The sequence below is a fragment of the Mobiluncus curtisii subsp. curtisii ATCC 35241 genome (genome assembly GCF_000146285.1).
In the GTDB taxonomy this organism is placed as follows: Bacteria; Actinomycetota; Actinomycetes; order Actinomycetales; family Actinomycetaceae; genus Mobiluncus; species Mobiluncus curtisii.
On the sequence record NZ_GL385912.1, the window covers coordinates 978,369 to 991,122 of the forward strand.

The window sequence follows — 12,754 nt, forward strand, 5'->3', positions numbered from 1 at the left end:
TGGAGAGACTCCGATGCCCCAGATAATCACGTTTACTCCCAACCCTGCCTTAGACATCACCTACACGGTGGATGCTCTCCAAGTCGGCGCCACCCACCGGGTCGAAGATTTCGTTTACCGTGCCGGAGGTAAGGGTCTCAACACCGCTTCAGTCCTGGCACAGATGGGGTATCCCGCCCGCGCAGTCGGATTTTTCTCATCCCCGGAATATCTCGCTGACCTGCAAAAACGAACCCTAGAGCGGCACGGAAACTTTAGTTTCCAGGCTTTGCCCATGCCATTTCTAAACCGCCAATCCGTCGCCATCGTTGCGGCGGGAGATGCCACAGTTTTCAATGAGGCCGGTCCAAACTATGGCACTCTGACACCTGCTGAAGTTACGCAGAGTTGGGAACAGCCGTGGCGGGAGGCTCTGCAGCTGGACTGGGCGTCTCCCCAGGCTATCGTCAGCATCAATGGTTCTTTCGCCCAGGGTAGCCCCGCGGGGATGCTAGATTGGCTAATCGCCGGTCTGCACGATCTAGGCTGCTGGGTGTTGGTGGACACGTCCGGAGAATACCTGCTCGAAGCGGCGCGGGCAGGCGCGGATTGTCTCAAACCGAATGTGGCAGAACTGCGCGGCGCCACCGGTATTACTGAGTTGCCCGCCGCGGCACGCGCTTTGCTGGACCTGGGGGCACGCGCGTTGCTGATTTCAGCAGGAAAAGATGGGCTGGCATACGTGGAGCATCCCGGCGCGTCCGCTCGCACCGCCCTTTTGCAAGTCGAGTGGGCAGCCCCCGGGATGACTTTGGCAGGCAACCCCACCGGAGCGGGAGACGCGGCAGTAGCCGGGTTCCTGTCTGCCAGGTCCGAAAACCTGCCGACGCACGAGTCTCTCGGGCGTGCGGTTTCCTGGTCAGCTGCCGCGGTTCCAGTCGCGGTCGCGGGCGCGGTACAGACCGAAATGGTGGCAACAATTGCCACTAAAATGACTTTTCGAACTGAAGAATGGAGTGCATAAATGCTGTGTGATATACGTAAACTTGCTGCTGAGGCCGCCTCGGAGGGAGTCGGACTGGGCGCTTTCAACGTGGTGCTGCTGGAGCATGGCGAAGCCCAAATCGCCGCGGCAGAAGCCGTAAACCTCCCGGTGATTCTGCAGCTGTCCCAAAACGCTGTTAAGTACCATCATGGCTGGCTCGACCCCATCGGTTGCGCCGTACTCAAACTCGCCGAACAGGCAAAAGTCCCGGTCGTAGCGCACCTCGATCACGCTGAGGACCTCGACCTGTGCCGCGCGGCGGTAGATTTGGGCTTTACCTCGATTATGTATGACGGCTCCAAACTGCCGGATGCGCAAAACCGTGACACCACCGCCCAGATTACCCAGTGGTGTCACGACCGTGGCGTGAGCGTCGAAGCCGAATTAGGTGAGGTCGGTGGGAAAAATGGAGTCCACGACCCGAGCGCACGGACAGATCCGGAGGATGCCGCCAGATTCGTGGCAGATACCGGCGTGGACTTGCTGGCGGTAGCAGTGGGGTCATCACACGCGATGACCTCGCGGGATGCCACGTTGGACACGGAACTGATTTCTGCCATTAAGCAAGCCGTGCCGGTTCCGCTGGTCCTGCACGGTTCTTCCGGGGTCTCCGATGACGGAATGCGCGCTGCCATTAAAGCGGGGATGACCAAGATTAACGTCTCTACGCACCTGAACGTGGTCTATACCGCCGAGGTCCGTAAGGATTTGGCGCAAGGTCCCCAGCTGGTCGATCCTCGCAAGTATTCCCGTAACGGTAACGCCGCCTTACAGGCAGAAGTGGAACGTTTGCTTCTCTGGTACGCGGGCAAATAGTCATCGTCTGCCCGACGTTGCAATGCCGATGCGGAATCGCTGGTCAACCGCCAGCTAGCCCGTGATGGCGCGAATTCCGAAAGCCAGGGTTTCCGGTTTCCCCGGTTCTAGCACCAGCACGTCCTGGCGACGGCACAAGGCGTTCGGCGGGCAGGTCATCGGTTCGACCGCCAGCGCACGCCCATCATCAACGCCGGGGAATGCCTGCTGACGGGCAGGGTCGGCGGTATAGATTTGGAGCCACCGACACCACGGTCCGGCACTGAGTTCAGTCCCTAGACCGTCGGCACGGCACAAGGTCGCCCGGACTCGCCCATCTGGTTCGGGTTGCGCCCGAAACGCGTGGTCAAGCCACAGTCCGCGCAGCGCTACCGGGCGCGCTGACCCCAAAACAGTGTCTGCCGGTTGCTCCCGACCGGTCGGCAGGTTGCGTGTTGAATCGAGCACCAGGTTGTTGCCTACCGAGACGCTCAGGGTGCATTCATCCGGGCTCGCATCCCCCGCACTCAAATAGGGATGCCAGCCGAAGCCAAACGGGCAAGGTGTCGTGCTGAGATTGCGCACCTGCAATTCCCCTCGCAGCCCTTGGGTCGCGTCAAGACCCCAGTTCATCGCATATTCCAGGCGCCACGGCCAGCCCGGCTGCGGTTCCATTTCCAGAGTGAGGCGTACCGCTGCGGGGTTGTCGGACATTTCGGGATTGAGTTCCCAAGGGAGTTCCCTGACGAAGCCGTGAATGGCATTGTGGCGTTCAGGCTCGTTAATTTCGAGCTGATACGTTTCGTCTTGAAAGGTGAATTGTCCGCCGTCCACCCGGTTGGGCCACGGCGCCAACAGACACCCCGCCGCGAAAGGAATCGGGGAGACTCGTGACAAGCCCTCTGGCGGCACCGGAGGGGTCACCGCCAGCGGTTCCCCCGCAAAACTCAGCGACCACAAACCCCCACCGAAGCGGGAAATCTGGGCGCGATATTGACCGGCACAAAGTTCTAGAAAGTCATCGCTCGAGGTCATACGCTGATTTTAGCAAGGGTGGGAAGGGGAAAACTATCACCTTTTCTTAACGGCTCCGCGCCCTGAGCGCTTCGCCCCTGTTTTGCCGCCTTTCGGCAAAAATGCTCAGTGAGAAAAGAAACTCGCAAATAGGGATTGCGGTTTGCGTTTGTCTTCTGGGCAGGTACACCACTGGTCCGGTGGGACGCTGGCTTGCACCGCTGCAATGTGTTGACCGCACCCGGTCCATGTAGTCTTTCCGCAGTTCGCACACTTTACTGGAGAGCACATCTCATTCCCTTTCCTCGATTCCGGACTGGTCTGTTGGAAGCCATGTCACATTTCCAGCACCGCGCCGGGGTTATCAAAATAGTAAGCGAAAACCGTATTGACCCCGCCAGATAATACTTTAGCATTAATTCCCGCGGATTCCAGAATTCTCTGTGCCATCCAGGCGTTAGCCCCGGTATCATCGCTCAAGTACACGGTTTTCCCGTCGACCCAAGTCCGCACCTCATCGAGCCGCGAACGCAGTTCCGTCAAGGGTATACACCTGGCGCCCTTTAGATGCCCGGCATTAAACTCCGGGATTGGACGCACATCGAGGACAGGCGTGCCGGGATCGAGGTGAGCCACCTCCTCGGCATACCACAGCTTCAGCCGACCACGCAGCACATTTTCTGCCACATACCCCAGGAAATTTACGGGATCCTTTGCTGCGGAATATGGGGGCGCATACGCCAAATCCAAGTCAATCAAATCAGGGGCAGTCAGCCCCGCTTTGAGAGCTGTAGCGATAACGTCAATCCGCTTGTCCACCCCGTTGCCCCCAATTCCTTGCGCACCCAGGAGTTTGCCGTCCGCGGCCGCGAAATGCAGCATCAGTTGCATCGGTTGAGCACCGGGCAGGAAAGTCCCATGGTCGGTGGGGTGAGTGTGGATAGTGCGGTAGGCGATGCCTTGTGCATCGAGCTCAGCCCGGTTTGCCCCGGTCTGCGCCACAGTCATCGGTCCCACCCGAAAAATCGAGGTAGAGATAGGTTTAGGCAACGGACGAGCGGAATTCGGGTCAGCGATGAAGTCCGCGATAAGCCGGGCAGCGCGGTTAGTCGGACCAGCCAGCGCAACCGGTCGTGCCATTCCTGTTACCCCGGTCTGCTGCGTAACGGCGTCACCACAAGCGAACACGTCAGGCAAGCTGGTGCGTCCATGCTGATCAATTTCTAGATAGCCTCGTTCGTCAGCCCGCACTCCCGCCGCTACGAATGGCTCGGTGGCGGGAATAGCACCCGCTGCCAACACAATCAACTCCGTTTCCAAGCACTGCCCGTCTGACAGTTCCGCCAGGACGTGAGCTGGGAAATCGCGAATCTGGGTGACGCGAGTGTTTGCGATGACTGTGATGTTTAGCGACTGCAGGGCTCCGGTCACCAGGTGCGCCATTTCTAGGTCCAGCGGGGGCATGACATGGGCGCCGCCTTCCACGATAGTCGTGTTGATGCCGCGGCGAGCCAGGGCTTCCGCCGCTTCGATGCCGATGAATCCCCCGCCGATGACCAGCGCTGACCGGGCAGATTCCGCCAGGTCCACAATCCGTTGGGCATCATTGACCGTGCGCAGCGTGCGCACCCGGAGGGAATCCAACCCGGCAATCGGCGGGCGGGCGGCTTTGGCGCCAGGGGAAAGAATCAGTTTGTCGTAGCCTTCGGTGAATTCTCGCCCGTCCGCGCCACACACCCGCACGGTTTTCGCCTCCGCGTCCAGACCGATGACCTCGTGATTCACGCGCACGTCCAGGTTCAGTTTCGCCTGCAGGCTCTGGGGCGTATTCAGCAGCAGGCTTTCCCGTGCAGGAATCTCTTGACCGACATAGAACGGTAATCCACAGTTGGAAAACGAAGGGTACGGTCCCTTTTCAAACACCACGATTTCAGCAGACTCGTCCAACCGGCGCATTCGCGCCGCAAAGGACAGACCGCCCGCGACTCCGCCGACCACTACCAGCTTCATTCGCTCTCCTTTTCTTCGGTTTGTTCAGAAGGTTCTCCGGGCGACTCCCCGGTGAGCTCTCGACCCCATCAACATAGCACTAGGTGGTGTGCTAGGTGAACTGGCTACTACCGCCCGTAACGAGTTGCCGCCCATCCGCACTGGGCGCCATTCTGAAAAACCGATTACCCCGGCTAGAGCAAGGCAAACAGCAGTCCGAGCAAAGCACCATACGCCAAAGTTAAGAAACCCGTGTTGCGCAAAGCGACAATCAGGGCTTTTCCAGTCTGGTGCGTACGCACCGGACGCATAGTCAGCAATGCCCCCAGCCAGAGGACCAGCTGCACTACGAAACCACTGGTCCATTGAATGAATCCGCCGGGAAAGATTTCCGGCCACGGCACGAACAGCACCGTCAGCGACAACAGCAACGCAATATAGATAAAAAGCCGGTAAATGCGCCGCGACCAGGCATCGCCCAAACGCACTGCCAGGGTAACTTTGCCGGATTTCCGGTCCGTAGGAATATCGCGCAGATTATTGACCATCAGCAGCGCACAGGACAGCAACCCCAGTCCGCTAGCCAGCGCCCAAGACTGCCACGGCAGGACTTGTGCCTGCACCCACAGCGTTCCCTGCACCGCCAGCAGTCCGAAAAAGACAAAAACCAGCAGCTCAGATAGACCTATCCCGGCATAACCATAGGGGTGTTTGCCACCGGTATAGCACCAGGCAGCCGCGACCGCTGCCACACCGGCACCGAGGAGCCACCACGACTGGGAGATGACGGCAACGCCCAGCCCCACGATGCTCGCCAACGCGAAGCAGCTCAGCGCCACTGCCAAGACTTTGCGCGGATTTTCCCCACTTCCGACCAGGCGCGGCGGACCGACGCGATATTCATCCGTGCCACGGATCCCGTCGGAATAGTCGTTGGAAAAATTCACCCCGATTTGCAGCAGCAGCGCCACTGCCAGGCACCCCAGAGCCAGCCCTGGATCCATCTTGCCCAATCCGGCGGCAATGCCGGTGCCGAGCAGGACGGGTGCCGCCGAAGCCGGGAGGGTACGCAGCCGCGCTCCTTCAATCCAGGCTTGAGCAGTGGCCATCAGGGTTCCTTTCCTTGCTTATCAGTCTTTGCAGCACCGGGTTTTCGCGAAGTTTAGCGCTTCACGAGTACCTGAGAGTGTTTGTCAGATTCCAGCAACATTTCGCCCTAAAAGTCTAGCGCGGTTTCAACGTGAAGTTAACCGGTGGAGTTGCGACCATTGCCTTTCCTCGGAGTAGTGGCATGAACGACCGATTTCAACCCGCAATCTGGGTTCTTGCAGACCCTAATTTTTCTAACACTGCTGGTAGACGCGATTCTAATTTCTCGGAGCCGGCACCACACACGGTGAAATCGGTCATTCGTGCGAGACCACCCCGGTTTAGGGATTCAGTGCGCACCGGCAGACCTCAAACTCATGATTTTTCGTGCTCGGGGCTTGTGAGACGATGGAGTTATGGCAAAGGAAAAAACGGTTTACGTGTGCTCCAGCTGTGGGGAGGAATGGCCCAAATGGACTGGTCAATGTCGCAGCTGCGGTCAGTGGGGCACCTTGGAAGAGAACGTGGTCCTGGCGAAAAGTTCCGCTCGGACGACCGGGTCGGGCACTACCCGCAGCACCGGTAGTTACGGACGCCCCGCGTCCCCGGCTAAACCTATCGGCCACTATTCCACCGAGCGGGCGGTGCGTCTACCTACCGGAGTGGGCGAATTCGACCGAGTTCTCAGCGGTGGTATCGTCCCCGGCGCGGTCATCTTGCTGGCAGGAGAACCGGGAATCGGGAAGTCCACGCTACTGTTAGAAGTCGCTGCCCGAATTGCCCAAGGCACCGCTCCGCGCTCTCCTAGGGTTAGCGAGAATAGCCCAGGGTTGCGCTTAGTCTCTGCAGATTCAGAAACGCCCGCGACTGTGGATACGGAGGGCAAAACTGTCCTGTACCTGACCGGTGAGGAAACCGCCGAGGCAGTACTGTCTCGCGCTAAGCGCATTGGCGGAGTGGCAGAAAATCTTTATCTAGCAGCTGAAACCCAAGTGTCGCAGGCACTGGCTCAAATCGAAACTACCAGCCCGGACGTAACTATTGTCGACTCCATCCAGACTCTGACCGATCCGACTATGGACACTTCTATCGGCGGCCCCGCGCAAGTCCGCGAAGTTACTGCCCGACTCATTGACGCTGCCAAAAGCCGCCACATGGCACTAATTTTGGTGGGGCATGTTACCAAGGACGGTGCGGTGGCAGGTCCGCGCACGCTGGAACATCTGGTGGATGTAGTGTGCCAGTTTGAAGGCGAACGAACCGGGGAGCTGCGGCTGTTGCGCGCGGTAAAGAACCGCTACGGACCCACGGACGCGGTCGGATTCTTTCAAATGGTGGAATCCGGCATCGAAGGCATCGAGGACCCCAGCGGTCTGTTCCTCAGCAAAACCGCCGAACCGGTGCCCGGGGCTTGCGTCACCATGTCGTTGGAAGGTCGGCGCGCTCTACCCATCGAGATAGAAGCCCTCACCACCCCGATAGCGGGCGGTTCGCCGCGACGCACAGTTTCTGGTTTGGATTATTCCCGCACCGCCATGATGCTGGCAGTCCTGCAAGCTCGACTGAAATTACCTTTTGGCACCCTAGATGCCTACGTCTCGACAGTGGGCGGAGCCCGAGCCGTCGAGCCGGCAGTGGACTTGGCGGTTGCGCTCGCGGCGGCGTCAGCAGTGACGGGTCAGGTCATCGACCCCGGTCTGGTGGCTTTTGGGGAAGTCTCTCTGACTGGGGAAATCCGTTCCTGCATCGCAGTGTCTCGCCGGGTGGCAGAAGCCGCGCGACTGGGATTCACCGGCGCTATCGTGCCCGCCGCGGCCGCGAGGGATTTGAAGGCTCCGCGAGGATTCAAGATTCAAGCTGCCGCAAACCTGCGCGAAGCAATGAGCCTGGCTCTGCGCCACGCCCCGGCCTCGCCTCCAGACTGCGAAATCTGAGTTAAAACCGGAACGCCGCCAAACTGGCGGATTCTCAATCTGAAAATTCGATGGCAGCACCGCCACGAGACACGGCCTCGACACGACCCGTCTGCGAGTTACGGCGAAACAGGGCGTGTGACACCCCGGACAGTTCCTCTGCCAACATCGTCTTTGGCTCCATAAAGAACCCAGTTTCACCAGGCATGACACCACCGGAAGGCATGTAGTAAACCTTGGTGTCACTGTTCAAATACAGACCACCTTCAATGACGCAGTCGTCACCTAGGGGAACCGCCAGACCGGAGTTCGCCCCCATGTGGCAGTTCTTGCCCAAAGACACGCGCTTGTGCATCCCCACCGCCAACGTACCCGCCGTGGAGGCACCGCCAGCCAGAGTCGTGCCTTCATCCACGGTCACGCCTTGTGATAAACGCCCCTCAATCCGGGCAGCCCCCAAGGTTCCCGCGTTGTAGTTCACAAACCCGGTGTAGCCAATCTGGGTGCCCGGATGCAGGTAAGCACCCAAACGAACGTTCTCAGTATGGGCAATGCGCACCCCGCTCGGGGTCACATAGGTGGTCATGCGGGGAATCCGGTCCACACAGCGGATGTTGGCGCCGATACCGTACTTGGTCATCAGACGCAGACGAGTTTCCTCAAAGTTTTCGTAGTCACAGGCACCGCGGCTGGTCCACGCCACCATATTCAGCTTGTCGAACAATCCTTCCAAGCTCAAAGTGTTGGGTTTCACCATCCGGCGTGACAGGGAGTGCAAACGCAAATACCCGTCGGGAGCGCTTTGGACATCGTCCTCCAAATCGGCAGTCACGGTGATGACCTTGTTAATAATCATGCGGGCATCGTCTTTGCCCTCCAGGTGCGTCAGCGTCGCAGCCAAAGCCTTCGCTTTCGCTTCATCTACGTCACCCTCGTAAATGTAAGGGAACCAGGTGTCCAGCGATTTGCCGCTCTCGGTTTCAGCCGTGAGACCGACACCCCAAACTTTCTTAACCATGTTTTCCTTCTCTCTAGTTGACAACGGCTTGACGCGACCCGCTACTCCAGCAAAACACGTTCCGTGTCGCCGGTCAACAGACCGCGGGCGGGAAGGCACAAAATCGCTTACCTGACGGAACGGGCACGCAGGTTCTGGTAGTGGCGTTCGGAGTGACCGATGTACACCTGACGCGGGCGAGCAATTTTCGTCGCCGGATCGGCAACCATCTCGCGGTACTGGGCAATCCAGCCGGGCAGACGACCCACCGCAAATAACGGGGTAAACATCTTCATCGGGAAACCCATCGCGCGGTAAATCAAGCCCGTGTAAAAGTCTACGTTCGGATACAGGTTACGGGAAACAAAATAGTCATCACTCAGCGCGATGCCCTCCAGCTCCAACGCCAAATCCAGCAGTTTGTCGGATTTGCCCATCCGGCTCAAGACTTCGTGGGCGGATTCTTTCACCAGAGCGGCACGCGGGTCATAAGCCTTGTACACGCGGTGTCCAAAGCCCATCAGTTTGATGCCGTCTTGCTTGTTCTTCACCCTTTCGACGAAGTTCTTAATCGATATATCCGTGTCACGCAGCTGCATCAACATGCGCAGCACGGCTTCGTTAGCCCCGCCGTGCAGTGGACCAGCCAGCGCCCCCACCCCGGAAGCTACCGAAGTATAAAGGTTTGCGTGCGAGGAACCGACAAAACGCACGGTTGAAGTCGAGCAGTTCTGTTCATGGTCAGCATGCAGGATAAACAAACGATCCAAAGCGCGAACCATCGCCGGATCAATGTCAAAAGACTGATAGGGCAGCCCGAAACACATCCGGATAAAATCCTCGGTCAGTTCCCGAGAGGCGTCGGGATACAGTTGAGGCAGACCGGCGGCACGTTTCGCAATAGTCGCGACCATGACGGAGAGCTTGGCCAGCAGCTGAATCGTGGCTTCTTCAAGCTGTTCGGGATCGAGGGGGTTCAAAGTGTCCTCGTAATAGGTAGCCAGACCGGCGACCCCCGCCTGGAGGATAGACATGGGGTGACCGTTCGAGGGGAAAGCTGTAAAGAATGCCTTGAAGTCTTCAGGCAACAGGCGGTTGCACTTGATTTTGTGGGTGAATGTTTCCAGGGACTTCGCGTCGGGCAGGTCTCCGTAAATCAAGAGATAGGCGACCTCTACGAAGCTGGATTCGCGAGCCAGTTCCTCAATCGGATAGCCCCGATAACGCAACACCCCGTTAGCGCCGTCAATGTAAGTTATCTTGGATTCACAGTTGGCAGTGTTGCCAAAGCCATAGTCCAGCGTCACGTTGCCGGTGGTGCTCAACAGTTTGTTAATTTCGATACCGTTGTTGCCCTGCGTGGCCTGGTGAAGGGGGGTATCCAACCGCGTCTGGTCTGATTGAATAAAGTATTCTCCGTTATTCTCACCCATGAGATTCCTCCTCAAAATTTTTTGATTTTCATATCTACGCTGGTCGGCAACATCGCCAGGCTAGGGCACTTTGGGACTTAAGTCCTTACAAATATAGTACTCCCGTCACCCGTGTTTCGTCCAATATTCCGGGCAACATTATATGAATTTCACAAGACCGATGCTGTCGGTACCGTACCGTTCTTCGAGGGGGACGTCAGCTTGGTAAAGCTGCGTTCATCGCACAGGTTATCCCTGGGGTGGCAGCGCGGCAATCATCGGGTCGTCCTTGTCGACCTTGCCCACTACCGAAGCCCCACCGGGGGTCGGGTTATCAAAATCAGCGAAAAAGTCCCGACCAGCCCGCAAGAAATCCGTCCACGGCTCGGGCAAATCATCCTCGTAATAAATCGCCTGCGGCGGACATACCGGCTCACAAGCCCCGCAATCCACGCACTCCAAGGGATTGATGTACAGGGTGCGTTCCCCCTCATAAATGCAGTCGACCGGGCACTCATCGACGCAAGCCTTATCTTTCACGTCCACGCAGGGTTGAGCAATTACGTAAGTCATACGTATATCCTACCCCGGTCCGGTCTATTGCCCCTCCGGGGAGTCCGCTCCTGCTGCCGCAGCTTGCTCCTCACGAGCCTTTTGGGCAGCCAGGTCCTTGGCACAAACCACTGCATTATCCGGCGCATAGGTGTGCGTGTAGGTCTTGGAATCGACCTTCTTGCCGTCCAGGTAGCGGGTGCGCGTGTTGCTGATAGTAAACCCGGGCTGACCCGCACCGGAAGGCACGCACTCGGACCAATTGTTGACCGTAGTCTTGGGCTGTACATAGTTAGTCCGGGGGCTTTGTGAAGATTCCACGGTGTAGTACTTGGTGCCCCAGATACGCATATGTAACTGACCTCCGCCAGTCCACCCCTGCAGCACCACGGGAGTCGGATTCGGGTTTTTCCATTTCAGATCCAAAGACCCGGTCCAGAGCGTACACTCGCGTCCGGCGGGATACCGGGTAAAGTACACCCCGTGCGGGTTGAACTCCACCAAGTCCATTCCCGCAAACCAAGCCGCGTTCAGAGTCGTGACACACATCTGAGACAACCCACCGCCGATAGCCTTGGTGTGTACGCCGTTTTGAAAGACCCCCGAAGCTCGCCAACCATTCTCGGGCGTCAACGGACCCAAGTCACGTTCCAGAGAGAAATCCTGTTTCGGCAGATAGACCTTGCCCGTCAAGATTTGCGCCGCCCTGGTCAGATTGCCAGTCCGCACGCTGTCTGACGTCAGCGGGGTGGCAAACTCACCAATGACTTCCTTAACCCCAGCTTTATTGGCGTCATCGGTGGTGAATTGGGGGGCAATCGGGGTCAAATCCACGCTCACCTCACGGTTTTCCTGCGAAATCGCGCCCATCGTCACCCGGTCGGACAGCTCTTTGGAATCAAGTTTGGCCCCATCCACAGATGCCACCACCTGCGGGGATCCCGAATCAAAGCTGAATCGGGCATTAACCGGTTCGGTTTCTAAACCTTTGGTGTTTGCCAACGTGTATTTCTTTAGTTTCTCGCCATCTAAACTGGCTTTTAGCTTTTCGCCCTGCAGGGACCATGTTGCGTCTTGACACAGTTCCGCAGTGGGAATGTCCAGGCTTTGCCCGCCTACGTTGAGTTTCACCGGGGCGCTCAGAAGGGTTTTCGCCTCACCCTGGGCGGCAGTGTCCAGTTGCGCTTGGGTCGACTTTGGCGCACTAGACTTGCCGGGAAGGTTCAGGGGGTCGCCCGGTTTCCACCACTCCCGGTGCAACAGGGCGGTGGCAGCTTTCAGGTCCAGCTCGCGTCCCGGAGCGGGCTTAACCGGCTGGAGCTGGCTATCTTGGCAAATGAAATCTGCCTCTTGCGGAGCGGACTTTAGATCCGCCGCGGCTGCCGACACCGCTTTGTCCAGTGCTTTTTCATCAATTTTCGATTTCAGGTCCAGTGGACCAGTTCCCCCGAGATGAGCCAGAATTTTGACGGGGCTCAAGGAAAAATCGGCGACCTCATGCACGGAAGAAGTGAAATCGGGCTGCAATCCGGCTGCGGCTGGGTCAATGTTTGCGGTTTTGGCTCCCAGTTTCACCGGGAAGGGTTGTTTCAGCCGGGGACCCAATTGAGAATCAAGCTTTTTGATTGCGTCCGTAGGGGACATTCCCCCGACAGCGACTCCCGCAAAAGACGATCCTCGCGGCATACTGCCCGAGACGGCGACAGCCGTCCCAGCATAAGCCAGTGCCAAAATCCCAATGGCGGCACCGATAACCACTGGAACCTTGCCATTACGCTTCTTGTCCTGCGTGAAACCGGGAAACATTTCGGTGGCGTTGGCATCCCGCGCCCCGCCCGGCACTTTTCCAGCCGGTCTGACGGGTCGAGGACTGGGTCGGAGCTTGGGGGGGCGTGGCTCCGACGGGGAACCACCCGGTTTCGCCCCTTTATTCACGTCTTGACTACCCATCGAATCCCTCCGCGGTATC

10 protein-coding genes are annotated in these 12,754 nt (G+C 58.3%); 3 read left to right on the plus strand and 7 right to left on the minus strand.

Features of this window, described 5'->3' with window-relative positions; genetic code table 11:
• The first annotated feature begins 13 nt into the window (after positions 1-13).
• Positions 14-1,003: a 1-phosphofructokinase family hexose kinase gene (locus HMPREF0574_RS04300; protein WP_004007476.1), complete on the plus strand. Its 990-nt coding sequence runs from the start codon at positions 14-16 to the stop codon at positions 1,001-1,003.
• The gene (locus HMPREF0574_RS04305) at positions 1,004-1,840 is read left to right on the plus strand and encodes a class II fructose-bisphosphate aldolase (protein ID WP_004007477.1); all 837 of its coding nucleotides are present in this window, start codon (positions 1,004-1,006) and stop codon (positions 1,838-1,840) included.
• A gap of 54 nt (positions 1,841-1,894) precedes the next feature.
• Here HMPREF0574_RS04305 and HMPREF0574_RS04310 read toward each other — a convergent pair whose 3' ends face one another.
• The 3 genes from HMPREF0574_RS04310 to HMPREF0574_RS04320 form a co-directional block, all read right to left on the minus strand.
• The gene (locus HMPREF0574_RS04310) at positions 1,895-2,854 is read right to left on the minus strand and encodes an aldose 1-epimerase family protein (protein WP_004007478.1); all 960 of its coding nucleotides are present in this window, start codon (positions 2,852-2,854) and stop codon (positions 1,895-1,897) included.
• A gap of 315 nt (positions 2,855-3,169) precedes the next feature.
• A complete protein-coding gene (locus HMPREF0574_RS04315) occupies positions 3,170-4,843 on the minus strand; it encodes an FAD-dependent oxidoreductase (protein ID WP_004007480.1) in 1,674 nt (557 codons plus the stop codon).
• Between the two features lie 173 nt (positions 4,844-5,016).
• Positions 5,017-5,931 carry a 1,4-dihydroxy-2-naphthoate polyprenyltransferase gene (locus HMPREF0574_RS04320; RefSeq protein WP_004007481.1) on the minus strand — a complete coding sequence of 305 codons (915 nt, stop codon included), beginning with the start codon at positions 5,929-5,931 and terminating at the stop codon, positions 5,017-5,019.
• A 396-nt stretch (positions 5,932-6,327) separates the two neighbouring features.
• Here HMPREF0574_RS04320 and HMPREF0574_RS04325 point away from each other — a divergent pair, with 396 nt between their 5' ends.
• The gene (locus HMPREF0574_RS04325; RefSeq protein WP_004007482.1) at positions 6,328-7,845 is read left to right on the plus strand and encodes a DNA repair protein RadA; all 1,518 of its coding nucleotides are present in this window, start codon (positions 6,328-6,330) and stop codon (positions 7,843-7,845) included.
• Positions 7,846-7,879: 34 nt separating this feature from the next.
• Here HMPREF0574_RS04325 and HMPREF0574_RS04330 read toward each other — a convergent pair whose 3' ends face one another.
• The 4 genes from HMPREF0574_RS04330 to HMPREF0574_RS04345 form a co-directional block, all read right to left on the minus strand.
• Positions 7,880-8,842, minus strand: coding sequence for a DapH/DapD/GlmU-related protein (locus tag HMPREF0574_RS04330; RefSeq protein WP_004007483.1), 963 nt, complete (start codon positions 8,840-8,842; stop codon positions 7,880-7,882).
• A gap of 107 nt (positions 8,843-8,949) precedes the next feature.
• Entirely contained in the window at positions 8,950-10,254 is a 1,305-nt protein-coding gene (locus tag HMPREF0574_RS04335; protein WP_004007484.1) for a citrate synthase, read from the minus strand.
• A 228-nt stretch (positions 10,255-10,482) separates the two neighbouring features.
• A complete protein-coding gene (gene fdxA / locus HMPREF0574_RS04340) occupies positions 10,483-10,806 on the minus strand; it encodes a ferredoxin (protein WP_004007485.1) in 324 nt (107 codons plus the stop codon).
• Between the two features lie 24 nt (positions 10,807-10,830).
• Entirely contained in the window at positions 10,831-12,735 is a 1,905-nt protein-coding gene (locus tag HMPREF0574_RS04345) for a VanW family protein (RefSeq protein ID WP_236585815.1), read from the minus strand.
• Between the last annotated feature and the right edge of the window lie 19 nt (positions 12,736-12,754).

What these genes read in the sequence shown, in the direction of transcription:
- HMPREF0574_RS04300 (WP_004007476.1), top strand. Translation starts at nt 14, where the DNA reads ATGCCCCAGATAATCACGTTTACTCCCAACCCTGCCTTAGACATCACC.
- HMPREF0574_RS04305 (WP_004007477.1), top strand. Translation starts at nt 1,004, where the DNA reads ATGCTGTGTGATATACGTAAACTTGCTGCTGAGGCCGCCTCGGAGGGA.
- HMPREF0574_RS04310 (WP_004007478.1), bottom strand. Translation starts at nt 2,854, where the DNA reads ATGACCTCGAGCGATGACTTTCTAGAACTTTGTGCCGGTCAATATCGC.
- HMPREF0574_RS04315 (WP_004007480.1), bottom strand. Translation starts at nt 4,843, where the DNA reads ATGAAGCTGGTAGTGGTCGGCGGAGTCGCGGGCGGTCTGTCCTTTGCG.
- HMPREF0574_RS04320 (WP_004007481.1), bottom strand. Translation starts at nt 5,931, where the DNA reads ATGGCCACTGCTCAAGCCTGGATTGAAGGAGCGCGGCTGCGTACCCTC.
- HMPREF0574_RS04325 (WP_004007482.1), top strand. Translation starts at nt 6,328, where the DNA reads ATGGCAAAGGAAAAAACGGTTTACGTGTGCTCCAGCTGTGGGGAGGAA.
- HMPREF0574_RS04330 (WP_004007483.1), bottom strand. Translation starts at nt 8,842, where the DNA reads ATGGTTAAGAAAGTTTGGGGTGTCGGTCTCACGGCTGAAACCGAGAGC.
- HMPREF0574_RS04335 (WP_004007484.1), bottom strand. Translation starts at nt 10,254, where the DNA reads ATGGGTGAGAATAACGGAGAATACTTTATTCAATCAGACCAGACGCGG.
- fdxA (WP_004007485.1), bottom strand. Translation starts at nt 10,806, where the DNA reads ATGACTTACGTAATTGCTCAACCCTGCGTGGACGTGAAAGATAAGGCT.
- HMPREF0574_RS04345 (WP_236585815.1), bottom strand. Translation starts at nt 12,735, where the DNA reads ATGGGTAGTCAAGACGTGAATAAAGGGGCGAAACCGGGTGGTTCCCCG.